The organism is Burkholderia sp. GW821-FHT14F03 (genome assembly GCF_058803765.1).
Genome location: NZ_JBXAPG010000005.1, coordinates 86,512 through 111,434 on the forward strand (window position 1 = coordinate 86,512; position 24,923 = coordinate 111,434).

The 24,923-nt window shown below is 67.0% G+C and carries 17 protein-coding genes and 1 pseudogene; 10 read left to right on the forward strand and 8 right to left on the reverse strand.

The genetic code is table 11. The features are described from left to right. The first annotated feature begins 1 nt into the window (after window position 1). A complete protein-coding gene (tkt, locus tag AC1RQF_RS05335; RefSeq protein WP_492871476.1) occupies window positions 2–2,080 on the forward strand; it encodes a transketolase in 2,079 nt (692 codons plus the stop codon). Window positions 2,081–2,519: 439 nt separating this feature from the next. Here tkt and AC1RQF_RS05340 read toward each other — a convergent pair whose 3' ends face one another. Continuing rightward, window positions 2,520–2,678 (reverse strand): DUF3309 family protein, encoded by a 159-nt coding sequence (locus AC1RQF_RS05340; protein ID WP_492871477.1) that lies wholly within the window; start codon window positions 2,676–2,678, stop codon window positions 2,520–2,522. A 493-nt stretch (window positions 2,679–3,171) separates the two neighbouring features. Here AC1RQF_RS05340 and AC1RQF_RS05345 point away from each other — a divergent pair, with 493 nt between their 5' ends. The 4 genes from AC1RQF_RS05345 to AC1RQF_RS05360 all read left to right on the forward strand — a co-directional run bounded on the left by AC1RQF_RS05345 (window position 3,172) and on the right by AC1RQF_RS05360 (window position 5,355). Beyond that, complete coding sequence (locus AC1RQF_RS05345) at window positions 3,172–3,891, forward strand: Crp/Fnr family transcriptional regulator (protein WP_492871478.1); 720 nt, start codon at window positions 3,172–3,174, stop codon at window positions 3,889–3,891. A 186-nt stretch (window positions 3,892–4,077) separates the two neighbouring features. Next, entirely contained in the window at window positions 4,078–4,425 is a 348-nt protein-coding gene (locus tag AC1RQF_RS05350; protein WP_492871479.1) for a hypothetical protein, read from the forward strand. Between the two features lie 375 nt (window positions 4,426–4,800). Then, a complete protein-coding gene (locus AC1RQF_RS05355) occupies window positions 4,801–5,001 on the forward strand; it encodes a hypothetical protein (RefSeq protein WP_273998835.1) in 201 nt (66 codons plus the stop codon). Between the two features lie 81 nt (window positions 5,002–5,082). Continuing rightward, window positions 5,083–5,355: a hypothetical protein gene (locus AC1RQF_RS05360; protein ID WP_273998836.1), complete on the forward strand. Its 273-nt coding sequence runs from the start codon at window positions 5,083–5,085 to the stop codon at window positions 5,353–5,355. 240 nt (window positions 5,356–5,595) lie between these two features. Here AC1RQF_RS05360 and AC1RQF_RS05365 read toward each other — a convergent pair whose 3' ends face one another. Then, the gene (locus tag AC1RQF_RS05365) at window positions 5,596–14,256 is read right to left on the reverse strand and encodes a glycoside hydrolase family 94 protein (protein WP_492871480.1); all 8,661 of its coding nucleotides are present in this window, start codon (window positions 14,254–14,256) and stop codon (window positions 5,596–5,598) included. 195 nt (window positions 14,257–14,451) lie between these two features. Beyond that, window positions 14,452–14,895, reverse strand: a complete 444-nt coding sequence (locus AC1RQF_RS05370) for a type II toxin-antitoxin system HicB family antitoxin (RefSeq protein WP_273998837.1) — start codon at window positions 14,893–14,895, stop codon at window positions 14,452–14,454. Between the two features lie 1,088 nt (window positions 14,896–15,983). Here AC1RQF_RS05370 and AC1RQF_RS05375 point away from each other — a divergent pair. Both AC1RQF_RS05375 and AC1RQF_RS05380 read left to right on the forward strand, forming a co-directional pair. Beyond that, the gene (locus tag AC1RQF_RS05375) at window positions 15,984–16,232 is read left to right on the forward strand and encodes a DUF1488 family protein (RefSeq protein WP_273998838.1); all 249 of its coding nucleotides are present in this window, start codon (window positions 15,984–15,986) and stop codon (window positions 16,230–16,232) included. A gap of 77 nt (window positions 16,233–16,309) precedes the next feature. After that, complete coding sequence (locus tag AC1RQF_RS05380) at window positions 16,310–16,636, forward strand: hypothetical protein (protein ID WP_443111531.1); 327 nt, start codon at window positions 16,310–16,312, stop codon at window positions 16,634–16,636. A 1,062-nt stretch (window positions 16,637–17,698) separates the two neighbouring features. On the opposite strand, the gene AC1RQF_RS05385 is transcribed toward AC1RQF_RS05380, so the two are convergent. The 3 genes from AC1RQF_RS05385 to AC1RQF_RS05395 all read right to left on the reverse strand — a co-directional run bounded on the left by AC1RQF_RS05385 (window position 17,699) and on the right by AC1RQF_RS05395 (window position 19,431). Continuing rightward, a complete protein-coding gene (locus tag AC1RQF_RS05385) occupies window positions 17,699–17,974 on the reverse strand; it encodes a hypothetical protein (protein ID WP_492871481.1) in 276 nt (91 codons plus the stop codon). Between the two features lie 20 nt (window positions 17,975–17,994). Then, a complete protein-coding gene (locus tag AC1RQF_RS05390; RefSeq protein ID WP_273998839.1) occupies window positions 17,995–18,441 on the reverse strand; it encodes a hypothetical protein in 447 nt (148 codons plus the stop codon). Window positions 18,442–18,558: 117 nt separating this feature from the next. Next, a complete protein-coding gene (locus AC1RQF_RS05395) occupies window positions 18,559–19,431 on the reverse strand; it encodes a slipin family protein (protein WP_273998840.1) in 873 nt (290 codons plus the stop codon). Between the two features lie 442 nt (window positions 19,432–19,873). Between AC1RQF_RS05395 and AC1RQF_RS05400 the strand changes: the two are divergent. Continuing rightward, window positions 19,874–20,541, forward strand: a pseudogene (locus AC1RQF_RS05400) (IS256 family transposase); the annotation flags it as partial. Window positions 20,542–21,056: 515 nt separating this feature from the next. Here the strand turns inward: AC1RQF_RS05400 and sodB are convergent. Both sodB and xseA read right to left on the reverse strand, forming a co-directional pair. After that, window positions 21,057–21,635: a superoxide dismutase [Fe] gene (gene sodB / locus AC1RQF_RS05405; protein ID WP_273998841.1), complete on the reverse strand. Its 579-nt coding sequence runs from the start codon at window positions 21,633–21,635 to the stop codon at window positions 21,057–21,059. Window positions 21,636–21,813: 178 nt separating this feature from the next. Further along, a complete protein-coding gene (gene xseA, locus AC1RQF_RS05410; RefSeq protein ID WP_492871482.1) occupies window positions 21,814–23,196 on the reverse strand; it encodes an exodeoxyribonuclease VII large subunit in 1,383 nt (460 codons plus the stop codon). 452 nt (window positions 23,197–23,648) lie between these two features. Here xseA and lpxK point away from each other — a divergent pair, with 452 nt between their 5' ends. Then, window positions 23,649–24,677 carry a tetraacyldisaccharide 4'-kinase gene (gene lpxK, locus AC1RQF_RS05415; RefSeq protein ID WP_273998843.1) on the forward strand — a complete coding sequence of 343 codons (1,029 nt, stop codon included), beginning with the start codon at window positions 23,649–23,651 and terminating at the stop codon, window positions 24,675–24,677. Further along, window positions 24,658–24,849, forward strand: a complete 192-nt coding sequence (locus tag AC1RQF_RS05420; protein ID WP_273998845.1) for a Trm112 family protein — start codon at window positions 24,658–24,660, stop codon at window positions 24,847–24,849. Before lpxK ends, AC1RQF_RS05420 begins: the two co-directional genes overlap by 20 nt. Window positions 24,850–24,923 lie beyond the last annotated feature (74 nt).

Below are 24,923 nucleotides of genomic sequence, written 5' to 3' on the forward strand. Positions count from 1 at the left end.
CATGACATCGAGCGATTTTGCATCGACCGCAGATCCGGTACTCGACGCGCTCTGCGTCGATACTTTGCGCTTTTTATCGATCGACGCCGTACAGAAAGCGGACAGCGGCCATCCCGGTCTGCCCCTGGGTGCAGCGCCAATGGCCTACGTGCTGTGGATGCGCCATCTCAGGCATCATCCGGCCAATCCGTCCTGGTTCGACCGGGACCGCTTCGTCCTGTCGGCGGGCCACGGCTCGGCGCTGCTGTACAGCCTGTTGCACCTGACCGGCTACGACCTGCCGCTGGATCAGATCGAACGATTCCGCCAGTCGGGCAGCCTCACGCCCGGTCATCCCGAGCGGGGCCTCACGCCGGGCGTCGAGATGACCACCGGCCCGCTGGGCCAGGGCTTCGCGAGCGCCGTCGGCATGGCCGTCGCGGAAGCGCAGCTGGCCGCGCGCTACAACCGGCCCGGCTTCGATATCGTGGATCACTGCACCTACGCGCTCGTCAGCGACGGCGACCTGATGGAAGGCGTCGCCGCGGAAGCGGCATCGCTCGCCGGCCATCTCCGGCTCGGCAAGTTCATCTGCCTGTATGACGACAACCGCGTCACGCTGTCCGCCGGCACCGCGATCACCTTTACGGAGGATCGCGCCCGACGGTTCGACGCCTACGGCTGGCATACCGAGACCGTCGGCGACGGTAACGACCTGAACGCCATCGACGCGGCGCTGGCCCGTGCGCGCGCTGACGCGGCGCGCCCGTCGTTGATTCTCGTCCGCACGCATCTCGGCTACGGTTCGCCCAACCGGCAGGATACGTTCCAGGCGCACGGCTCGCCGCTCGGCGACGCCGAGACGCTGCTGACCAAGCACAACCTCGGCTGGCCATCCGAGCCCGCGTTTCATGTTCCTGAATTGGCGCTCGCGCATTTTCGCCGCGCGCTGCCGGAGGGGCTCGCGCGCGAGCGCCGCTGGAACGCCCGCTTCGCGGCCTATGCGAGCGCGTTCCCTGAACTGGCCGACGCGCTGCTGGACATGGTGCGCGGCACGCTGCCCGATGGCTGGCACCGCGACATCCCGGTCTTCGCGGCCGACCCGGTGGGCGTCTCGACGCGGGTTGCGTCGGGCAAGGTGCTGAATGCCATCGTGCCGCGCATGCCGTCGCTGACGGGCGGTTCGGCCGATCTCGATCCGTCCACCTTCACCGCGCTGAACGGGCTCGGTGATTTCGAGGCGTCGGGCGCCGATGCGCTCGATCGGCAAGGCTCCAGCGGCGGCGGGTGGCACCGCGCCGGTCGCAATCTGCATTTCGGCGTGCGCGAGCACGCGATGGGCGCCATCCTGAACGGTCTCGCCGCGCACGGCGCCTTCCTGCCGTTCGGCGCAACCTTCTTGATCTTTTCCGACTACATGCGCCCGCCGATGCGGCTCGCTGCCCTGATGCACCTGCAGGTCGTCTACGTCTTCACGCACGACAGCCTCGCGGTCGGCGAGGACGGCGCGACGCACCAGCCGGTCGAACAGCTGGCCGGGCTGCGTGCGATCCCGGGACTGCTGGTGATCCGCCCGGCCGACGCGAACGAGACGGCCGTGGCGTGGCGCGTCGCGCTGGAAGCCCGCGAACGGCCGACCGCGCTGATCCTGACGCGCCAGAACGTGCCGGTCATCGATCGACTCCGGTTCGCGCCGGCCGAAGGCCTGCGGCGGGGCGGCTATGTCGTGGCCGACGCGCCCGACGGCCATCCGCCCGTGCTGATCCTGATCGCGACAGGCTCGGAAGTCACGCTCGCGCTGGCGGCGCACGCCGAACTGCTGACCCGCGGTCTGGCGGTTCGCGTCGTATCGCTACCCTGCTGGAGATTGTTCGATGCGCAGCCGCGCCCATACCGTGACGCCGTGCTGCCGCCCGCGGTCGGCGCACGGCTGGCGATCGAGGCCGGCGTGTCGCAAGGCTGGCACCGCTATGTCGGCGATCGTGGCGACATGCTCGGCGTCGAGTATTTCGGCGCGTCGGCGCCGGGCGCCGAACTGATGAACGACTATGGCTTCACGGTCGTGAACGTCTGCGAGCGCGCGCTGAAGCTGCTGGAGTGAATCCGGAACAGCCTGCGCCTCACCCGCCCATCGCAGGGGCCGCCGCACGGTCGATGACGAAATCGCGGCGCCCCGCCCGTCATCAGGATTTCTTGAGCGCGGCCTTCACGCTGCCCGGATTCCTGCGCGCTTCGCCCGCCGCTTGCTGGGTGACGCCCTTGACCTCCGCTTCGTGTTGCCCCTCACCCTGCCGACAGCTTCGTTCACCTCGCCTTTGACGTTCTCGACGGTTCCCTTGATCTGATCCTTATTCATTCGCCTTCTCCTATTCATGGAACGTTCAGACGGGTGGAACCCCGCCGTCGCGGGAACCGATCCGCAATCGATCTCGCTGCCCGATGCGTGCGCGGCTCGAACGGTTCGATACGGTGTCACGCCCGGCACGAGCGTGCCGGCGCGACGTCTTGCGGTGAACCGTCAGGGACGACGGCATCCTGCGTCACCGCCTTCCGAGCAACATCAGGACGAGCACCACGATCAATACGAAGCCCAACAACCCGCTCGGGCCATACCCCCAGCCGGTGCCGTAGCGCCAAGTCGGGATCGCCCCGACCATCAACAGCACGACCACGATCAACAGCAGAAGTCCCAGTGGCATGTCATTTCGCCCCGATCGATACGGCATGGCATGCGCCGATGCGCCCGCACCGGGAGCCGCCGATCGCTGTCATCGAACCAGGACGTCCGTCGATGCGTGCGTTGCCTGCCATGCCGGGATCGGCGATGCCGCGTCTCGCCTACCGCGAACGGATCCCCCTCGGCTTCTCCACACGGGCTTCGGGCCCGATGCACCGGGTTCGGAACGTGCATCGTCTCTTTGAAATGAAAGTAAGCGGATGTATACGCGGAGTCTGTCCAACAGCGAACCAATGCCGATGAGCCGCTTGTGAAGGCGCACGGCGACACTATAATTTTCGGAGGAGGTTTCGCATCCAGCCAGCGCCTGACTCATCAGAAAAAGGGACATGCCGCGGTTACCGTACTGTCGCCCCCGGCGGTGAAATAGGATGAGCGATCCGGCCCGATCCCCGCTGCGTCCGCGTCAGCCGTATCCTCCCTCGCGCCGGGCCCAATCACCTCATGAGCGACGCATGCCGAACCATTTGCCCGTCACCGAGAATCATCTGCTTGCCGCGCTGCCGGAAAACGAGCTTGCGCGGATCGCCGCGCATCTGACGCTCGTCGAGATGCCGCTCGGAAAAGTGCTGTATGAGTCGGGGGGCCAACTCCATCACGTCTTTTTCCCGACCACGTCGATCGTCTCACTGCTCTACGTGATGGAGAACGGCTCGTCCGCGGAAATCGCGATCGTCGGCCACGAAGGGATAATCGGCGTATCGCTGTTCATGGGCGGCGAAACGACCCCGAGCCGCGCCGTCGTGCAAAGCGCGGGGCAGGCGTATCGGCTCGACGCGAGCGCCCTGAAGGACGAATTCCGGCGCGGCGACGCGATGCAGCGTCTGTTGTTACGCTACACCCAGGCGCTCATCACGCAGATGGCCCAGACCGCCGTTTGCAACCGGCATCACTCGATCGATCAGCAGCTGTGCCGCTGGCTGCTGCTCAGCCTCGACCGGCTCCCCTCGAACAAGCTGCGCATGACGCAGGAACTGATCGCGAACATGCTGGGCGTGCGCAGGTCGGGCGTGACGGAAGCCGCGCTGAAGCTGCAGGACGCGGGCCTCATCCGCTACAACTACGGACACATCGAAGTGCTGGACCGGCTGGGCCTCGAAAATCGCGTATGCGAATGCTATAACGTGGTCAAGCGCGAATTCGACCGCCTGCTTCCCGATCTGAAGCGACTCTAGAATCAGTCCCCCCCCGCTTCGAACCCGTACGTCAGCGTACCGACCTGTACTCGCCCGCCGCGCATGCTTGCGCCAACGACGTGGATAGCCACGCGCGAAACATCGACCGGATGTTGATACGCCGGTCCGTACCGCTTCCCGTCACGATCCCGGCAAGGCTTTGTCCATGCTCAAGGTGAAACGCCCATGCTCCAGAAAGCCAGCTATCTCGTCAGCATTTTCATCGGCGCGCCGACCGAGCAGCACGCCAGAATCCGCGACATCGCTTCCCAGGCCTCCGGCGGCGAATACGCATTCGTCCATCTTCACCAGATGGGCGCATTCGTTGTGCTCAACACGAGCCGCACCGCCCGCCAGTTGTCGCAGGCCTTTTCGACGGCGATGGCGCCGGACGACCGTCTCCTGATATGCGAATTGGGCCAGGACTGCATGGCGGAACGCCTGAGCAAGGCGTCGACCTGGCTGTCGGCCAACCTAGTCACGCGCCCCCAGACAGTGGCCACGAGACACGGCAATCCGTTTCCCGACCTGTAAGCGCCGTCCGATACGACGCGCGGCCTCGACGTCGGATCGTACGCCATGCATGGGACGCCGGGCGCGCGCCCGCGATGAAGATCGACAGGAACATCGGCACGGCAGGCGGATCCGGGGAATCCGTCTGGCAGGTAGTTCAAATCCGTGCATCCGGCCCATCCGACCTGACGCGCTTCATTCGGCGAAGGTTCGGGCGCGATGAGAGAACGGCCCTGCGCCGCACACGCACGGCGCGGCCAACGGCTCGGCATGACCGGCGCCCGCACTGCGCGGCATCGTACCGACTTTCTCTCTGCGCCGGGCCATGCTGAGTCGTCGTGCATGCGAATCTGCCACCACCGCGCGCACGAACCCCGAACTCATGGGAGCCGGCACATGAACACCCCCAAGCACAAGGTCAACGCCAGACAACAGCGCCACAGGTACGAGCAGGACAGCGCGACGGACGACGGCATGCCCGCTGCCCCCGACAAGCCGGCGCACGCGCCTCCGAGCGATCAAGAACGGCTTCGGATAACGAAGCAACGGATCACCGAATCGAGAAAGCGCTGGGGCATGGCGTACCCGCCGGACTGATCACGCCGCGCATCCGGTCCGCGACCTCGCCGCCGCCGGATCCCCGGACATCGACGACCGTTATCCCATCAGGAGCACATCATGACCATCCCCACGCTCGAGTATCACGGACACGAGCTCCGCGCGTACTCGCAAAAGCGATTCCCGCCATTCGGCGATCCTCACGCACCGGGCCCGCCACGTTTCGGCTCGATCGTGCGAATCGACATGATTCCGCCCACTTCCGCGACCGCGCCGCGTTACGTCACCCTCTTCCAGGACGGCGAGCCTCAGACGGCCGCGCTCGCCCTCGATCTGGCCATGCAGTTCGGCAAGGACATCGTCGACGGAAAAATCGCGCCGACGGCAATCTGATCCGTCCATCACGGCGGCTTCGACGCGACGGGCGGCTAACCTGTCATCCGCCGGGGAAACCATGACGCGAACCCCGGCTGACCATCCTCCGCCGGATTCGCAAGGGGCTGCGCACCCTGCGTGCCGGACGGCCCTCCGGCCGGGACAGGGTGACTGCGACACCAACGGCATCGAGGCTGACGCATCCGCGACCGCTCCCCACGATCTCCGCGCCGCCCGCACCTCGCGCCTTCCACAGGCTCACTGCAACACGGCCTGGGCCGCCCCCAGCGTCACGACGACGCTGTGCCGCCGGCCGTCGTCCACGAGTCGGACGGCCGATGCGCCGGCGGTGAGCGGCATGCCGTCGACGACGATGCGCAACACGCCGCCGCTGACCACCTCCGGGTTCTCGACGACGATGTCGTAGTGCGCCGCCCCATGACGCAGCATCGCCTTGAAGCCCGGCCAGGATCGCGGGATGCAGGGCTGGATGGACAGCGTGTCGCCCTGCTTGCGCAATCCGAGCAGACCTTCGATGCCCGCGCGGTACAGCCATCCCGCCGAGCCGGTGTACCAGGTCCATCCGCCGCGGCCGACGTGCGGCGCGACAGAATACACATCGGCCGCGACCACATACGGTTCCACCCGGTAACGATGCACGCCGCTGCGCGTGTGGCTGCGATTGACCGGATTGAGCAGCGCGAACACGCCCGCGGCGCGATCGCCGTCGCCCATCTGCGCGAATGCGAGCACCGACCAGGTGGCCGCATGCGTATACTGGCCGCCGTTTTCACGGACGCCCGGCGGATAGCTCTTTATATAGCCGGGATCGACCGGCGCCTGGTCGAACGGCGGCGTGAACAGCAAGGCCAGCCCATCGGCGCGGCGGATCAGCTGCGCGTCCAGCGCATTCATCGCGCGCGCGGCGCGCGCCGGGTCGGCCGCGCCCGACAGCACGCTCCACGACTGCGCGATCGCGTCGATTGCGCAGTCGGCGCTGCTGGCCGAGCCGAGCGGCGTGCCGTCGTCGAAGTAGCCGCGCCGATACCACTCGCCATCCCATCCCGCCACGGCCAGCGCGTCGCGCAACGCGGCGGCGCGCGCCAGCCAGCGGCGCGCCGGGTCTGCCGCGCCGCGCGCCGCGGCGAGCGGCGCGAACGCCGTGAGCGTGGCATGCAGGAACCAGCCGAGCCAGACGCTTTCGCCGCGCCCGGCCTCGCCAACCCGATTCATGCCGTCATTCCAGTCGCCGGTGCCGATCAGCGGCAGGCCATGTTCGCCGAAGTGCGCGAGGCTCTGCTCCAGCCCACGCGCGCAATGCTCGAACAGCGATGCGCTGGTTTCCGAAATGCCCGGGATAAAGAACGCGTCCTGCTCGTCGGCCGCGAGCGGCCGACCGTCGATGAAGGGAATCGACGCATCGAGAACCGCCCGGTCGCCGCTGACGCCGACATAGTGCGCGACCGCATGGGCCAGCCATACCCGGTCGTCGGAGATCCGGGTCCGCACGCCGCTGCCGCTTTCCGGCAGCCACCAATGCTGCATGTCGCCCTCCGGAAACTGACGCGCCGCCGCCCGCAGCAAGTGCTCGCGCGTCAGGGCCGGGCGGGCGATCGCCAGGGCCATGCCGTCCTGCAGCTGATCGCGGAACCCGTACGCGCCGCTGGCCTGATAGAAACCCGCCCGCGCCCAGATCCGGCTCGACAGGGTCTGATACAGCAGCCAGCGGTTCAGCATCAGGTCCATCGCGCGATCCGGCGTCTCGACCCGGATCGCGCCGAGCGTCTCGTCCCAGAACGCCGTGACGGCGGCAAATACCGCGTCGAGATCCGCGCGGCGGTACTGAGTGATCAACTTGCGCGCCGCCGCCGCATCGCTTCCCTCGCCGAGCAGCATCACGATTTCCGCGGTGCCGCCGGGCTCGAGATCGACGGTGGTCAGCAACGCGGCGCATGGATCGAGACCCGCGCCGACCCGGCCCGACAGGGGCGGCGCACCGATCCGGTCCGGAAAACCGGCGGGATCGCTCAGCACGCCGTTGCGGCCGATGAACTCGCGCCGGTCCGCGCTCCAGGAGGTTTGCAGGCCACCCAGGTCGGCGAACGCCACCCGGCCGCGATACGCCTGGCTCCAGTCGTTGCGGGCGAACAGCGCGCCGGTGGCCGCATCCAGCTCGCTCGCGGTGTGCGGCGCCGCCACGCTGCGCGACGCGCCCAGCGCCCATTCCGCATAGGTCGCGACGGACAGCCGGCGGGTCCGCTCCGACACGTTGCGCAAGGTCAGGCGGGAGATCTTCACGGAATCGGCCAACGGCACGAACTGCAGCAATTCGGTGACGATGTCGGCGGCGGTATGCGTGAAGCGGCTGTAACCCTGGCCATGACTCGCCACGTAAGACGCGCCGCCCGACATCTCGACGCCCGACGCAGTGACGCCCGACGTGTCGTCGCGGAACGGGCTGGCCTGCGGCCCCCAGCGCAGACCGGTCTCGTCGTCGCGGACATAGAACGCCTCGCCGGGCGGATCGGTGACCGGGTCGTTCGACCACGGCGTCAGCGGATGCTCGCGGCTGTTCGTCACCCACGTATAACCACCCCCCTCCGCCGACGTCATGAAACCGCACGATGGATTCGCGATGACGTTGACCCACGGCATCGGTGTGCATTGACCGGGCGGCAGGATCACGACGTATTCGCGGCCGTCGCGCGCGAAACCACCGATGCCGTTGAAGTATTCGAGACCGGCGCCGGCCGGCGCGCCCTTGGGCGGCGGCAACGCGCGCGGCGACTGCGGCACGCGCGCCGCCTCCGGACGGGCGGGCAGCGGCACATTCGCGAGGCGGCGCAACTGATCCACCAGCCGGCCGTTGCGCGCGGCGAGCACGGCGCGCGCCGCGGCCGGGAACAATGCCCGCGCCGCCGCGGCCATCAGGTCCGCGCGCAGCACGAAAATACTGCCGCGCCCGGCTTCGTCGCGCGGCTGCCGGGTTCGCACCAGCCCTTCGAGCGCGGCCTGCAGATCCTGCACATACGATGCCGCACGCTCGTTGACGATCACCAGATCGACCGCGAGCCGCTTCATCCGCCAGTACTCGTGCGCGCGGATCAACTGCCGAACGATCGCGATATGCTCGATATCGTCGATCCGGACCAGCAGGATCGGCAGGTCTCCCGACACGCCGTGCGCCCAGAGCGGCGACGCCCCCACGCCGCCGGCCGCCGACACGGCCGCCGCATGGCGCAGCAGCGCGGCGGAATTCGGCCGCATCGACGGATCGCTGTACAGCATGTAGCCGGCCAGCTGCTGGAACAGCGCGGCCTCGTCGAGGCTCACCGCGCTGTGCCGCAACTGCACCTGGGCCTGGGTCCAGGCGAGCATCGCCGCGCGTGAAAACGATTCGCCGTCGCGATGCTTGTCGACCAGATCGAGCAGTTGCGCGCGCGAATCCGCGACGATGGTCCAATAGGCGATGCTCGCCTTCGCGCCCGGCTCGATGCGCAACCGCCGGCGCAACATGAACGCCGCATCCAGCACCGTGCCTTCGGACGCGCCCAGCACGCGCGACTCATCCATCGCGAGCGGCAGACGCACGCTGCGCCCGCGCCCGATGAAACGCATGCGATCGGTGTCGAATTCTTCCGCGCCGACGATTTCGCCGGCGCTCACCGCCAGATGCGCGGCCCAGACCTCCGCCTCGTTCGGCGCGCGCCGGCGCCGCGTCGCCAGGATGGCGCCGGAGGCCGGCACGTATTCGGTCTCGATGAACAGCTTCGAGAAGGCCGGGTGCGCGTGGTCGGCGGCGGCCGGCGCGAGCACGATTTCCGCATAGGAGGTCACTTCAATGACGCGGGCCCGGGCGCCCGCGTTGGCCACCGAAACCCGCCGCACCTCCGCATCGTCCTCGGCGGACACCACCACCTCGAGCGACGTCGTCAGGCTGCCGTCGCGACGGACGAACTCCGCGCGATCCTCGGTGAAGGTGGCTTCGTAGCTGTCCGGCACCACGCCGGTGGGTTGCCATGCGGCCGACCAGACCTCACCGCTGTCGACATCGCGCAAATACAGATAACTGCCCCAATCGTCTCGCGTCGCGTCTTCCCGCCAGCGCGTGACGGCCAGGTCGTCGCGGCGGCTGTAACCGGAACCCGCGGCCGTGAGCATCACGGCGTAGCGTCCGTTGGACAGCAGATGCGTGACGGGCGCGGGATCGTCCGCCGACAGCAGGCGCCGCGCAACGGCGGATTCGACGCCGCGCACCCTGCCGGCAGGGTTCGCGTCGACCCGCGGCCGCCCCACCGCGACCCGGCTCGGCACCCGCTCCTGCAGCAGCAGCTCGGTTGCGCGGACGGCCGGCTCGCTATGGAAGAACGCGCGGATGCGCCCGCCGAGCAGCGCATTCGCGATCGACACGATCGACATACCCTGGTGATGCGCCATGAAGGCTCGCACGACGGCAACCGACAGCCCTTCCGGCACGCGTGCAGGCGTGTAGTCGAGCGCTTCGTAGAAGCCGAAGCGTCCGCACGCGCCGGCGGCGCGCAACCGCTCGAAGTTGCGCGCAGCGGCGTCCGGCGCGACCATCGCCGCGAGCGCGGTCGCATAAGGCGCGATCACGAGATGCTGGCCGAGATCGCGCTTGAGCCCCAGGTCGGGCACGCCGAAGCTCGAGTACTGATAGGTCAGCTCGATGTCGCGCGCGTTGTAGGCCGACTCGGACATGCCCCACGGCAGGCGCAGGCTGTCGGCATACGCGATCTGCCGGTGCACCACCAGATGATTGGTGCGCGCAAGCAGGCTGCTGGCCGGTGCGCGCATCACCAGCGAGGGCATCAGGTATTCGAACATCGATCCCGACCATGAGATCAGCGCCGCGCGATGTCCGATCGGCGTCGCCAGACGGCCGAGCCGGAACCAGTGCCGCGCCGGCACATCCCCCTTCGCGATCGCGACGAAGCTCGCCAGGCGCGCTTCCGATCCCAGCAGATCGTAGTTGCCGGGATCGAGCCGTCCGTCCGCCACCGCATAACCGATCGACAGCAGGTTCCGCACCGGATCGAGCAGGAATCCGAATTCCATCGCAGAGGCCATCTGCAGCGCGGCATCGGCCAGCGCATGCAGACGCTTGTTCAGCACCTGCGTGTCGTCCCGCGTGCGCACGGCGTCGAAATTGTGCCCCTGCACCGCGTGCTCGAGCGCCTGCGCCCAGAACAGCACGTCCTCGACATCGCCGCTTCGCTCCCGGCTGATCTCGTCCATCAGCGCACGCGCGACATCGGCAACGGTCGCGGCCAGCATCATGATCGCGGGCCAATCCAGCGCGCCGTCCTCCGCGGCCGCCGCGATGAGCGTCTCCTCCAGCTCGGTCGCGGCCCGCTCGAATTCGCCGTGCAAGGCCGTCCGGGCGGCATCGCCCCGGTACAGCGCCTCGCGCAGCAACGCGAGCGTGTCGCCGATCCCGTCGCACACTGCCTGCCGTCCCACGCCGCCCGGCTGGTCCGCCCATGCGCGGCAACCGTTGCCGAGCGCGATCAGATGGCCGGCGAGATTGCCGCTGTCGACCGACGACACGTACTTCGGTTCGAGAGGTCGCAAATCGCGCGTGTCGTACCAGTTGTAGAAATGCCCGCGGTAGCGCGGCAGCCGCTGCATCGTTGCGAGGGTCGCCTCCAGCCGCGACGCCGCGTCCAGCGTGCCGAGCCAGCCGAACTCGCGGGCGCTGACGGCGGACAGCAGATACAGCCCGAGATTGGTCGGCGAGGTCCGGTGCGCGACGACGGGCTTTGGATCCTCCTGGAAATTGTCCGGCGGCAGCATCTGATCGTCGGCCGTCACGAACGTCTCGAAGTAACGCCAGGTCCGGCGTGCATCATGCCGCAGCTGGCGCGCATCACGCGGCGTCACGGCCAGTTCGCCCGCCGGCCTCGGCGCGCGGCTCAGCCAGTACGCGATCGCCGGCGCAGCCAGCCAGACCAGCGCGAACGGAACGGCCAGCCAGCCGCCAGGCCGATCGAGGCGCCAGTTCACGGCGAGCGAGACAGCCGCGCCCAGCAGCGCGAGCGCGACGCCGCTGCGCATCTGCAGATAGGTCGACGCGAGGGCGCGCCGGTCGCGCGCGCCGGCTTCGGCCGCCGTGGTCCATTCGAGCAGATGCCGGCGGCTGATCCCCACGCGAAACAGCGTGCGCGCGATCGCGTCGATCATCGACCACGCCTGCTGCGGCAGCATGACGATCGACAAGCCGAACCGCGTCGACGCGAACCTCAGCTCCGCCGCCCACGCATAGAGCACGCTGCGCGTGGTCATCTTGACGTGCGTGCGCCGCCAGCGCGGCACCAGTCCGCTCAACACGGGCAACAACAGCGGCAGCGCGATCGTCACCAGCACGAACGCGCTCCAGGCCAGCGACACGGGCAGCGGCAGACACCAGCCGGCCAGCAGCGCAACGAACATGGCGGGCGCCGTGAGCGTGCGGCGCAGGTTGTCCATCATCTTCCAGCGACCGACGGCCGGCAGCGCGCCGTGACCGAAGGCCAGCCACGGGAACAGTTGCCAGTCGCCGCGCGCCCAGCGGTGCAGGCGTCCCGCCGCGACGTCGTAGCGGGACGGCGCGGCCTCGACGACCTCGATGTCCGACGCCAGCCCGGCCCGCGCGAAAATACCTTCGAACAGATCGTGACTGAGCACCGTGTTCTCCGGCACGCGGCCGGCGAGCACCGCCTCGAACGCATCGACGTCGTAGATGCCCTTGCCCGCATAGGAGCCTTCGTCGAACAGATCCTGATAGACATCCGATACGGCCGACACATAAGGATCGATGCCGTGCGCGCTCGACGACACGCGCTGGAACAGCGACCCTTCGTCGCCGCTCGCGAGCGACGAGGTCACGCGCGGCTGGAGCACGCCATAGCCGTCGACGATGCGGCGGCTCGCCGGATCGAATGCCGGCCGGTTGAGCGGGTGCGCCATCTTGCCGATCAGGCGGCGCACGGTATCGCGCAGCAGCCGGGTATCGGCATCGAGCGTGATCACGTAGCGCACGTCCGGCGGCACGCGCGGCGGTCGGCCAGCCAGCGCGATGAACGAGGTGTCCGACGCGCCGCGCAGCAGCCGGTTCAGCTCGTGCAGCTTGCCGCGCTTGCGCTCCCAGCCCATCCAGCATCGTTCGCCGGCGTTCCAGCCGCGCCGACGATGCAGCAGCAGAAATCGCTCGCCTTCGTCCGGCGCCGCCGGATAGAGGCGATTCAGCCGCTCGATGCCCGCTATCGCGACCGCCAGCAGCCCGTCGTCGCTGTCGAGATGCGGCGTGGGCGCATCCGTCCAGTCGGAGAGCAGAGCGAAGTAGAGCGCTCCGTCAGGGCTCGCCAGATGATGGATTTCCAGGTGTTCGATCTGCTCGGCGAGCGCCGCTTCCGTCGTCAACAACGCCGGCACCGCGACCATGGTGCGCAAATCCGGCGGAATGCCGTCGAGCAGCGCGAGGCCAGGCAGGATGCGCGCGCCGACATCCCGCATCACGCCGCGATTGACGAACGCCACCGCGGCATCGAGTGCGGGCAGCAGCCCGGCGAGGCCGAGCCAGATCAGCCAGTGACCGGTCGGCTCGATGCGGGTGAGCCACGCCAGCATGCCCGCCAGCATGAGCGCGGCAAGCAGTCCGATCCGCCCGAGATAACCGCCGAGGCCGGCGCGACGCGTCAGGCGCCGCAACCATGACGCCACGGGCGGACGATAGCCGATCGCGGCTTCGAGCGCGGCGCGGCCGCCTGCCAGCAGGGCATACCCCGGGTCGGACTCGCGGCGCGGCGGCGCACCGTCGGCCGGCGCGGGGTTCGCGCCCTGCGCCGCCGCCTCGGCGACGACGCGACGGGCAACCTCCAGCTCGCTGACGGGCGCGCCGCGCGCCAATGCCTCGACCGCGTCGCGATACAGGTTGCGCGTGGGGAAATCCATCTGCGCGAATCCGGGGTGGCTGCGCAGCACCTGATCGACGAGGCTGATGCGCTCGAACAGATCAGTCCAGTCCACCCCCGAAATCAGCCGCATGCTGGTGATCACGTTGCGCACGGTCAGGCTCGCGGCGCCTTGCTGGTGATTGACGGACGCGACGATCTGGTCCGGGGTCGCCCCGCGCGCAGCCAGGTGCCGATGCAGCCACGCCAGCGCCGGCGCGACGGCCGGATCATGGTCGTGCAGCCGCTGGATCAGCTGCACCGCGAACGCATCGTGCGATACCGCCTGCTCGTAGCGGGCGACCAGCGGTCCCGCGTCCTGCCGCGTCTGGCCGCCCTCGCCGAGCAGGCGATCCGCAAGCGCGTCGGCGTCGATCCTCGCGCGCCGATCGTCGATGATCTGGTCCGCGAGCCGCCGCAGGTTTTCGATCAGCACGATCCGCAGCGTGATCGCCACCGCCCATAGCTCGCCGATCGTCAGCGGCTCCACGGCCTGATAGGCCAGTATGAAGCGGCACAGGGCATCTGGATCGAAACGGCTGTCGGTATGGGCGACGAAGGCCCAACTGATCCCGAACACGCGCGGATAGCCGGCGAACGGCCCACCACTGAGCTTGGGCAGTTGCCGGTAGTAACGCGGGGAAAGATCGTCGCGGATCTGCCGCACCTGTTCCGCGACCAGATAGTAGTTGTCGAGCAGCCACTCCGCCGCGGGCATGATTTCCTCGCCGCGCGCATCTGCGGCCACCGTGTTGCGGTAGGCCTTCAGCAGATGATCTGCGTTGTCCTTCAACCGTGTGGCAAGCGAGGGGCCGGAGGCCGGGCCGGGCGAGATCTTTTGCGCGTGGGCCAGGCTGGCCCCATGCTGCGCCAGTCTTTCCTCGCCGAAGAATTCCTCGCGAATCGGCCGGGCATTGCTCCACGGCGAGGTTCGGTGACGTGCACCGCGCGCTACGTGATTCTTCGACACAGCTTCTCCCTGAATGCCGCGATCCGTCGCGCGACATATCCTCGACACCAGGGCGTCGACGGACATGCGGGATGGGCGAAGCTCGGCTTGATTCCGATCCGCGGGCCGCGGATCAGGGCGGTCTCTTCTATCCGGCAACGCGGATCGGCGCCGGTCGCGACCCGCGGACGACCGCGCCGCGACATGCTCGGGCCGTCACAGCGCGGGCGACAGCGACATCGCCGCCGGTGACCTGCCCCGCTGCGCGGACCGGCCCGTGCAGTGGGCGCACAGCATCGACACGACCACGTCGCGCGTCGTATGCAACGCGATCGCCGTTCGATCGATGTCGCGCACGATACGCTCCGGCAAGCACAACTCGATTCGTATGGTGCTCGACGTCATCCGGGTCAGGTCGAGCTCGACGAAGCGCCAGATACCGTCGCCGGTGTCGAGCGCCGATGCCTGCAAGACCGACAGATCCAAGGTGGGCGGTGGAATGAGACGCGAGCACCGGTCATAGCGGGCCATGACCCGCTGCACGGCGACCGCCTGTAATTCACCATAGGTATCGCCTTCCACGATGACTTCGGGAAAATCCGCCAGCCTGCCGTGATAGCGGGGATTTCCGCGTCGCGTGATATAGATCGGATATTCCATGAGCCTCTCCCGGCAGACAAACACCACGAGCGTCATCGTGCCCCGCGGCGCGCCGGAGAGTCGGTACGCTGGTGAACAGTCTTCCGGTGGGGATTCGTGCAGTCCGTCCGGTCAACCGGCGGATCGAGCGGCCCGGATGAAGATCGCGTCCGCATGTGGCAACCGCAGAAGCCGGCAAGGCATTCGAACTGTCGATCATCGAGCCGGGGATCAGGTGCGTCGCGCCGCGCTCTTTCGTCGTTTCGTGGCTGATGTTCATCGCCCCGAGCGGCGACGCCCAGGATGATTTTCGTAAGCCGGTTCCAGTGCGACCAACTCGACCGCGAGTTCGACCTCGACGGAGCGGACGAAAATTTGGCACGGTTATCGCACGCAACGGACTATACTTAAAGCCACGCTTCCGGAAGCAGCCACCTGATTGCCCCCACTCTCCCACGTACTTTCCGCGGTCTTCCGTTGAATTCGAGGCGGGATCCCGAAGTCGGCTCACGACATGAGCCGGAATGCGCAGCGCGGAGCGCAGTGGGCCCCCCCGCGGCGTGCAGCCGCGCTCCATGCACGCTTGAGCTTCCACACGATGATGCAGGGGGCAGCGCAGCTGTCAACAAACGAAATCCGCCGCGCAACGCGTGGAAAGCGATCGTTGCCTCCGCTCATGCCCGTGATGGATGTATGCTACGCCCAGCAAGTGTCGGCCCGCCTCGCAGCATTCTTGACATCCGGGTCGAGGTATCGATCGCCAGATGCGCGATACCAATCGCAACCGCCTCGCGACAGATTGGATTGGTCTGCGCCCACGTCGCAAAATGCGTCACGGCGTACTCAGTGAAAGTTCTATAGAAGGAGGGAATCATGAGCAAAGCCCACGACGCCAGAAAATCGGATAAGAAAGTTGCAGTCAAGACGCCGAAGGAAAAGAAGGAGGCGAAGAAACTGAAGAAGGAAGCGTCGAAGCGTCAGTGACACCACAATAGCAGCGGCGCCCCACGATCAGAATCCGGATCCTGTGGCGCTTTTTTCAACATCGTCCCGCGACGACGCTACGCTTCGATGTCGATGTGAAAAACTGATTCGTAAAACTGACCAAGATGCTTATTTTTCCCAATCCAAGCCGTAGCTACGATGCCTCGCGACATTGCGTGTGTTTCTGGGGGTACGACAATTCACGCGAAATCAGCTTCATGGTGGACGACGCCGTACTCAGAAACCTGCGTCCTGGCATGGGATCCGACGAACGCTCGGTGCTTGTCGTTTTTGACGAGTTTCGCGACACGGTTCTCGCAATCGCGCAGAAACAGTATGTCCAGGGTCCGCAGAATCGATATTTGCTTTCATGAGCCACAGGTTCGCCGCTGGAATTCCATGCGAATCGGTTCAGACATGAATGACCAGCAAGTTCGTCGAGGCTGCATAAGTGCATGAAAGCCATCCGGGTGCGCAGCCGTTGCGCGCGATGAACCTCACCTGCGAGACGAGCAAGGAACGTGGCGCCACGATCCTGATTCTCAGTTCGATGATCGACTTCCTGAATTGCTCCGCCCGGTTTGCGCAGATGGGCCGGTCACGCCCGGGTGCCAACGAAACGCCCGTGAGCGAATGGCGGCGCCGCACGTTGCCGCGGCAGCAGGTGCGCGAAGGCCCGGTGACGGACACGCGCCAGCCTCTCTCCCGTGCAGTCCGAGATCGAGTATCTGCGGCGCGGGAAGCGTTGTCGCTGCTCAAGCCTATCACCCCATCGTAGCGGCATCGGGCGGCCTTCCCGAGCCTTGCGCAGGTTGAGCCCGCTCAATTGCGACGGCCACGTCGGATAAAGGACCGCGTTGTCATACCGCAACGTGCCTGTCCCCATCGCTCAGCGCTACCGCACCGACACGCCATCTGGCCGTTATTCTCCTTTTTCAGTCGTTCGTCAGCCCTACCGCCGCGCCCCAACCCCAACCAGTTGCTCAATAAAGCCGGGCGATGTGTGCCTTGGATAGAATCGGCCCAAACGATTGGGCCTCTCGTTTTCCGACACAGCGAACAGTGTCCTGCGCCGTACCGACTCGTAGCGCCCCCGACTGCAGGATGTCCGAGTGATACCGGCAGTCCGAACGTCAATGCCCACGAGGCATGCGACGTGCAATTTCCTTATTGCAGTCGGAGGATGGAAAGATGACAAGCGCAATGTGGGGCATCGTGATCGGGAGAGCCGCGATCATCACGTTTTCATTGCATCGATCCAGGTTACGCGCGACGGAACGGGTCGCCACTCCCAGCCACGTCGTCGCAACACCACGGGGGCCGGCAACGCCGAAAGCCGGCGTTTCGCCGGCCTCGACATCCGCCTTGTAGTGACGGCTCTACGTTCTGTTTGAGAGCGCAGAGGTTGAACTGCTCTGTGTGGATACATCGGAGAACGAGCCGAAAACGCATGCCAAGCCGTTTCCGGCTCTCGGAGATGCGTTGTCCGGGCGTGCGGATCTTTACGGCCACCGCTTGTGCCATCACGCGGGGGACTTGCGGGCATGCGGTCGTCGGCCGCACGCGCGTTCGCGCGCAGTTGCCGAGCCGCTGCCTCTCGCGTCCGGGAGGGTGTCCATTCATCATTCGTCAGCACGCGCCTTCCGTGCAGGTGGCATCTACCAAAATGCGCGCGCCAGGGCGGCAAGTCGGTACGTTGCCGCACGGATTGGCGAGGGCAGGAGCGCGGAGAGGCGACGGACGGCGCTTCGTGCAGGACGACGATTCTTGGGCAACCTGGCCGGCGGCGATCCGTTCAGCAAGGTCCGCGTGCATGCGGGGCTCCCACGGGTGGCCGGGTCTAGTTCCAAAATGTATCGGGGTCCGCCAACGTCTCCATCAGGGCGTCGGCGTCGGTCAGCGTGTTGAGCACGAAGAATTCGCGCATTTGCAGGCCCTCGGCCGTCGGCCGCGTAAGCGGCTTGCGCTCATAGTCGGCGGTGCGCGCCGGATCGTTCAAGAAGTCACCGCTGAGGCGGTAGGTCAGGCCGACCGCCACGCCGATGACCGGGAACGGATGGCGATGCAGCGGACCGCCGACGCACCGGCAGGTTTCCTCGGTGTTCGTGTTCATCATGAAAGGCTCCAAAGGGCAGATCAGGGGCTTGCGCAAGTGACGGCCGTCAGGACGAATGGAATGACCTGACGCGCAACAGCCTGGCTGCCGGCAAGATGAAAATGCGCTTCCACGGATTCGATCGGGGCCTTGACGACGGCGCCATAGATCGAACCGGGCAGAGGCTGCCCGCTGCCCGACTTGAACAGTGCGTCTCCTCGTTCGTAGGCGAACACCGCATAGACCTCGAAGCCGAACACAGTCAGCACGGTGCCGTGCGTCAGTCGAAACGCGTTGACCGAATTCTGTTCGACCCGCATCGGAGCGGGGTCGATATAGCCGCGCGCCAGTAGGAGCGAGATGAACGCGTGTGCATTGGTCGAGCAGACGAGTTGCGTATCCAATGCATAGGCACGGCATGGCGCGGGAGCCAGCCACGCTACGCCAGCCAGGCAGGCGGTGAGTGCATTGAGGATAACCTTGCTCATGACAATCTGCGCGGACCGGTCGGGTCCGCCCTGCGGGTGACGTGCACTGCCCGAACACAGCATCGATTCTCGGCCGATTCGCACCAAACATCGCGATCGGCGCAGTGCGTCTCGCGATCAGGCTGCGTTCTTGAACGAGGTCGCCGGCGCGGCGCGCGTCACGTCATATCCGGCCACGGCAAGCGCAAGCGCCGGGTTCAGGCTGTCCACCATCGAGCTGGGAATCAGGATCGTCGCACCGCGCTCCTTCGTCGTCTCGTAGATGATGTTCATCGCGCGCAACTGCAGCGCGCCCGGATGATTTTCGTATACCTGCGCCGCTTCGACGAACTTGGACGCGATTTCCGCCTCGGCAGAACCGAGGATCACCCGCGCCTGCTTTTCGCGCTCCGCCTGCGCCTGGCGCGACATCGAATCCTGCAGCGCGACCGGGATCGCGACGTCGCGGGTTTCGACCGAGCGGACCGTCACACCCCAGTCAATGGTTTTCCGACCGATCTCGTCGCGCAGGTGCATGTCGGCCGCTTTGCGGTCCGACAGCAGAGCAGCCAGCATCGATGATCCGATCATCTCGCGCAGCGAGGTTTGCGCGACCCGGTCGATGGCCTGCCGATAGTCGGTAATCGCCAGAGCGGCCTTCTGCGCGTCATGGACGTGCCAGAAGATCACGGCGTCGACGTTGACGGGCACGGTGTCTTTGGTCAGCGCTTCCTCCGCGTTGAATGCGGTGGTTTGAATGCGCTCGTCGATGACCGCGACGATGTTGTCGATGATCGGGATAATCATGAAAAAACCGGCCCCCTTGACGCTCTGCAGTTTTCCGACCCGCAAGATCACGAATTTTTCCCAGACATTGGCAACCCGCACGGACAGCGCGATGAGGATGGCAACGATGAAAAGCGGGGCTGCGAGGTACAGGTTGCCCCATGCGCCGACAGCGAGAGCCGCGAGTACGAACGCGGTGGATAGAACCAGTGTGATGGGATTCATGGTGACGCTCCGTTCCGGTGATGACGGTCCTCACGTGCGATGCAATGCGCTGTATCCCGGATCGTCCTGGGCGTCCCGGCGACAGAGGTCGAGGCGCCTGATGCGAACGTGCGCCCAATCGCTGTGCAAATCGGTACGGTGCCGTACCCGACACGCGTGCGTTGCACGTTTTCGGCTGGCGAGCGCATTGCCGTGGACAGCGTGCGGCGCAGGTGAAGCATCAAAGCCCGTACGTAGGCGTGCACCGGTACGTTAGCGCGCGATTAGCCGTCCAGGATGAGGCAACATGTCGAATTCCGTCGAGATGCGAGGGTATGGCCTAGCGTGCGTTGTACCAGATCGGGCGGCGCAGTGGCGGGTCGACGAACGCGGACGCAGTCGACCCCGGGACTGTCAGAGATTTCGTGTTCAAGGCATAACATGACGCGACTCAGGAGCGTTTATGCCACGCAAACCGAAAGCCCAGCCGGCGGACCTGCCGGCGATTCCCGCCGAACTGCCGGAGCAGTTTGGTAACGGCCGCGATGGCGGCTGACGCCATCAATGCTGCGACATTGGCGCTCAAGAAGGCGCTGATCGAACGAGCACCGGGCGGAGAGATGAATCACCATCTCGGCTATCCGTCCGGTGCTGCCAAACCGGCCAACGCCACGAATCAGCGCAATGGCAAAGGCGCCTAGACGGTTCTGACCGAAGACGGCCCGATTCGCATTGAGGTGCCGCGCGACCGCGACGGCAGCTTCGAACCGCTGCTGATTCCCAAATACGAACGGCGCTTCACCGGGTTCGATGACAGGATCGTCGCCATGTATGCCCGGGGCATGACGGTGCGCGAGATCCAGGGCTTTCCTGCTTGAACAGCACGGCACTGAGGTCTCGCCCGACTTCATCAGCTCCGTGACCGACGAAGTGATGGCTGAGGTCACGGCCTGGCAGTCCCGGCCGCTTGAGCCGACGTATCCCGTCGTGTTCTTCGATGCGCTGCGGGTCAAGATCCGTGAAGACGCCATGGTTCGTAACCAGGCCGTCTATCTGGCGCTGGGTGTGCTGCCCGATGGGTCGCGCGACATCCTCGGCCTATGGCTCGAAAACACCGAAGGTGCCAAGTTCCGGATTCAAGACGCGCGGGCGCTTCCCGACCGATGACGCAGCAACGAAGCTCATCTGGCTGGCGCTGCGCAATATCACCGCTGAGTGGGGACGCTCAGCCAAAGCCAAAGATTGGAAGCGGCCATGAACCCATTCGCTATCCTCTACGCTGATCGATTCGTTCGACCAGCCCTATGACGCTCAACCCGCCTTGAACACGGTAATTCTGCCCCCCTCCGGACGGACGCAAAACTGCCGTTCAAACCAGTCGCGGGCCCGATTCGTTCGTGCGGGGTCGACGATGCTCGGATCCAGGCGGCCACCATTTACTGCTCCTGGAGCGATTGGATTTGTTCTCACTGCCCCCCTCTCGACGCTGTGCTAGATGACCTGCCCAACGTTGGAAGCCGAGGATTCTCCAAAAAAAGAGCACAAAAAGCAGAAAGCCCTCATACCGAGGGCTTTCAATTTCGCGTCTGGGTTTTCCAATTTCTATTGCACTTTCCAGACTATATTGTCTCGCTACAGAGACGGACTTACGCGAAGTTCTTCGCGGCGAAGTCCCAGTTCACGATGTTCCAGAATGCTTCGACGAACTTCGGACGCGCATTGCGGTAGTCGATGTAGTACGCGTGCTCCCACACGTCGATCGTCAGCAGCGGCTTCGCGTCGGTCGTGAGCGGCGTCGCGGCGTTGCTGGTCGACACCAGGTCGAGCGAGCCGTCGGCCTTCTTCACGAGCCATGCCCAGCCCGAGCCGAACGTGCCGATCGCCGTCTTCGCGAACGCTTCCTTGAACGCGTCGAACGAACCCCACTTCGCGTTGATCGCGTCGCCCAGCGCGCCCGTCGGTGCGCCGCCGCCGTTCGGCGACAGGCTGTTCCAGAAGAACGTGTGATTCCAGATCTGCGCTGCGTTGTTGAAGATGCCGCCCGACGACTTCTTCACGATCTCTTCGAGCGACAGATTCTCGAACTCGGTGCCCGGAATCAGATTGTTCAGGTTCGTCACATAGGTCTGATGGTGCTTGCCGTAGTGGTACTGGATCGTCTCGAGCGAGATGTGCGGAGCGAGCGCGTCTTCAGCGTACGGCAGCGGCGGGAGCGTATGAGCCATGGCGATTCCTTCGTAGAGAGTATGTAGGGACGGCTGTATTGGGTGCTGCGGAGCGTCCGATTGTAGGCGACTCCGAATAACCCCGCAAACCCGCGGGCCTTTATCCGCGGGATTCGGCGAATCGTCGCCAACGCGGCGCGGACATCCCGCGCCCTCGCCGCCATCCGCGCACCCGCGCTCAGAATGTATCCGAAAGACGCGGTTGCACGTCGGCGAGCGCGAGATCCGCCGAGCCTTCCGCCAGATGCACGGTGAGGCGACGCTGCGGCTTCAGCGCGGCGGGCGTGCGGATCGCGCGCCCCGTCTGCGCATCGAGCAACGCCGCGTAGCCGCGCTCCAGCGTGCGCTGCGGGCTCAACACCTCGAGCCGCGCCGCGCAGCCGGCCACGCGCGCAGTCTCGCGCTCGCGCCGGCGCAGCCAGCTTGCGTCGAGGCGCTGCGCGAGCGCCGCCAGCGCGCGCCGCGGCTCCGCCAGATCCGGCCTGAGCGTTTGCCAGCGCAGTTGCGCGAGCGCGAAGCGCGCGCGCGCATCGCGCACGGGCCGCCCGCCCGCGCCCGCGAGGCGCGCCGCCAGCTGGCGCACGTGGGTGCGCTGGCGCGCGATCCGTTCGGTCGGGCTGATCAGGCGCCGCGCGAGCCAGTCGAGCTGCTGCGCACGCGCGTCGATCAGGCGGCGCAGGCCGCGCGCGAGCACCGCGTGGCGCTCGTCGAGTTCGCGCAACAGCTGCGCGCGCTGCGGGCTCGCGAGTTCGGCCGCGCCGGTCGGCGTCGGCGCGCGCAGGTCGGCGGCGAAATCGGCGATCGTGAAGTCGGTTTCGTGACCGACGCCGCTCACCACCGGCAGCGCGCTCGCGGCGATCTCGCGCGCCAGCGCCTCGTCGTTGAACGACCACAGATCCTCGATCGAACCGCCGCCGCGACACAGGATCAGCACGTCGACCTCGCGGCGCGCGTTCGCCTCGCGCACCCGCGCCGCGAGCTTCTCCGCCGCGCCCGCGCCCTGCACGGGCGCCGGGTAGACGATCACCGGCAGATGCGGCGAGCGCCGCGCGAGCGTCGTCACGACGTCGCGCAGGGCGGCCGCCTGCAGCGACGTGATGATGCCGATCGCACGCGGATGACGCGGCAGCGCGCGCTTGCGCTCGGGCGCGAACAGCCCTTCCGCCTCCAGCTGCGCCTTCAACCGCAGGAACGCCTCGTACAGCCGGCCCTGGCCGGTGCGCCGCACCGCCTCGACGCTGAGCTGCACCTCGCCACGCGGCTCGTACATCGTGACGAGCGCGCGCACCTCGATCCGGTCGCCCTCGCGCGGCGTGAATTCCGCATGCTGCGCGCGGCCGCGAAACATCACGCAGCGCATCTGCGCCTGTTGGTCCTTGATCGAGAAGTACCAGTGACCGCTCGCGGCGCGCGTGAAATTCGACACCTCGCCCGCCACCCACAGCAGCGGGAAATTGCGCTCGAGCATCGAGCCGATCGCGCGATTGAGCGCGGAAACGGGAATGACGCCGTCGCCCGACGGCGCGCCGCCGGCAGCGGCAAAAGGAGATTCGGTAGGCATGGACTGTCGGTAGGATTCAGCCGGCAAACGATAGACCGCGCGAGCCGCGGCGTCCAGCCGCGCGTGACGCCGCGGGCATGGTGCCGGAGAAGTGTCCACACCGGAGGCGATCCGGGGACAGGGCCGTAACAAACTCCCCGAAAACGCAGAACATTCCACCCAAGTACTTGAATGGGCTTGAGTTTTTTCTTTGTTCGCGCACTTGCCATCCGACCGGATGCCCACCATTCGGACCTGGACGAGCTTGACCGGCGAAGTTCTCCACAGAGTTATCCACTGTGCGGCGAATCGGCGGAAAATCAGGGCCATGCGAGGCGCGGCTTGCCGCGCGCCGGGCGGGCGCGCTAGAGTGCCGCCTTTCATCGTCGTCTGGCGGCCCCGCCGCCTTCCCGGAGAGCGCTGTTGATCCATCCGTCCGACGCCCCGACGCCCGACGCGTCGCGGCCCGCCGCATGAGCACGCCGAGCGGGCCCCGCGCCCGCCTCGAGGCGCGTCTCGCGCACGCCTGGCAGCATCGCGGGCCCCTCGCCTGGGCGCTCGCGCCGTTCGCCTGCGCGTTCGGCGCCGTCGCGGCCGCCCGCCGCGCGGCATTCGCGCGCGGCTGGCTCGCGAGCGTCGATCCCGGCGTGCCGGTGGTGGTGGTCGGCAACGTGACCGTCGGCGGCACCGGCAAGACCCCGACCGTGATCGCGCTCGTCGACGCGCTGCGCACGGCAGGCTTCCGGCCGGGCGTGGTGTCGCGCGGCTACGGGGCGCGCATCGACGCGCCGACGGCCGTCACGCCCGACTCGCCGCCGTCGCGCGCGGGCGACGAGCCGCTCCTGATCGCGCGCCGCACGCGCGCGCCGGTCTGGGTCTGCCCGGATCGCGTCGCGGCCGTGCGCGCGCTGCGCGCCGCCCACCCGGAGGTCGACGTCGTGATCAGCGACGACGGCCTCCAGCACTACCGGCTGCGGCGCACGGTCGAACTGGTCGTGTTCGACCACCGGCTCGGCGGCAACGGCTTCCTGCTGCCCGCCGGCCCGCTGCGCGAGCCGCTGTCGCGCCGCCGCGATGCGACGCTGATCAACGATCCGTACCGCCGCGCGCTGCCGCCCTGGCCCGACACCTTCGCGCTGCGCCTCGCGCCCGGCGACGCCTGGCATCTCGACCAGCCCGCGCGGCGTCGCCCGCTCGCGCAGTTCGCGGGCGAGCGCGTGCTCGCGGCGGCCGGCATCGGCGCGCCGGAGCGCTTCTTTACAACCCTGCGCGCGGCCGGCCTCGCGCCCGCGACGCGCGCGCTGCCCGATCACTACGCGTTCGCCGACAACCCGTTCGTCGACGACGCCGTCGACGCGATCCTGATAACCGAGAAGGATGCAGTAAAATTGGGCGCTTCCTGGCGCGATGCACGAATCTGGGTCGTCCCGGTCGAAGCCGCGCTCGATCCCCGCCTTATCGCTCTCGTTGTGGAGAAACTCCGTGGACGCTCGCCTGCTTGAAATCCTTGTGTGCCCTGTTTGCAAAGGCCCGCTCCACTATGATCGCGGCGCGCAGGAACTGTCCTGCGCCGTCGACAAGCTCGCCTATCCGATCCGCGACGGCATCCCCGTGATGCTCGTCGACGAGGCCCGCCAGACGGTCGAGGGCACGCCGGTCGATCCGGCGGCCTGACGCACGCCGCACCGTCCGCGCGCCGAACGCGCGCGGACCTTTTCCATTCCGCATCCCGCCTTGCCCGACCCGCT

Excerpts from the sequence above, each read along its gene's own strand:
- tkt (WP_492871476.1), top strand. The coding sequence starts at position 2 with ATGACATCGAGCGATTTTGCATCGACCGCAGATCCGGTACTCGACGCG.
- AC1RQF_RS05340 (WP_492871477.1), bottom strand. The coding sequence starts at position 2,678 with ATGCCACTGGGACTTCTGCTGTTGATCGTGGTCGTGCTGTTGATGGTC.
- AC1RQF_RS05345 (WP_492871478.1), top strand. The coding sequence starts at position 3,172 with ATGCCGAACCATTTGCCCGTCACCGAGAATCATCTGCTTGCCGCGCTG.
- AC1RQF_RS05350 (WP_492871479.1), top strand. The coding sequence starts at position 4,078 with ATGCTCCAGAAAGCCAGCTATCTCGTCAGCATTTTCATCGGCGCGCCG.
- AC1RQF_RS05355 (WP_273998835.1), top strand. The coding sequence starts at position 4,801 with ATGAACACCCCCAAGCACAAGGTCAACGCCAGACAACAGCGCCACAGG.
- AC1RQF_RS05360 (WP_273998836.1), top strand. The coding sequence starts at position 5,083 with ATGACCATCCCCACGCTCGAGTATCACGGACACGAGCTCCGCGCGTAC.
- AC1RQF_RS05370 (WP_273998837.1), bottom strand. The coding sequence starts at position 14,895 with ATGGAATATCCGATCTATATCACGCGACGCGGAAATCCCCGCTATCAC.
- AC1RQF_RS05375 (WP_273998838.1), top strand. The coding sequence starts at position 15,984 with ATGCTTATTTTTCCCAATCCAAGCCGTAGCTACGATGCCTCGCGACAT.
- AC1RQF_RS05385 (WP_492871481.1), bottom strand. The coding sequence starts at position 17,974 with ATGATGAACACGAACACCGAGGAAACCTGCCGGTGCGTCGGCGGTCCG.
- AC1RQF_RS05390 (WP_273998839.1), bottom strand. The coding sequence starts at position 18,441 with ATGAGCAAGGTTATCCTCAATGCACTCACCGCCTGCCTGGCTGGCGTA.
- AC1RQF_RS05395 (WP_273998840.1), bottom strand. The coding sequence starts at position 19,431 with ATGAATCCCATCACACTGGTTCTATCCACCGCGTTCGTACTCGCGGCT.
- sodB (WP_273998841.1), bottom strand. The coding sequence starts at position 21,635 with ATGGCTCATACGCTCCCGCCGCTGCCGTACGCTGAAGACGCGCTCGCT.
- xseA (WP_492871482.1), bottom strand. The coding sequence starts at position 23,196 with ATGCCTACCGAATCTCCTTTTGCCGCTGCCGGCGGCGCGCCGTCGGGC.
- lpxK (WP_273998843.1), top strand. The coding sequence starts at position 23,649 with ATGAGCACGCCGAGCGGGCCCCGCGCCCGCCTCGAGGCGCGTCTCGCG.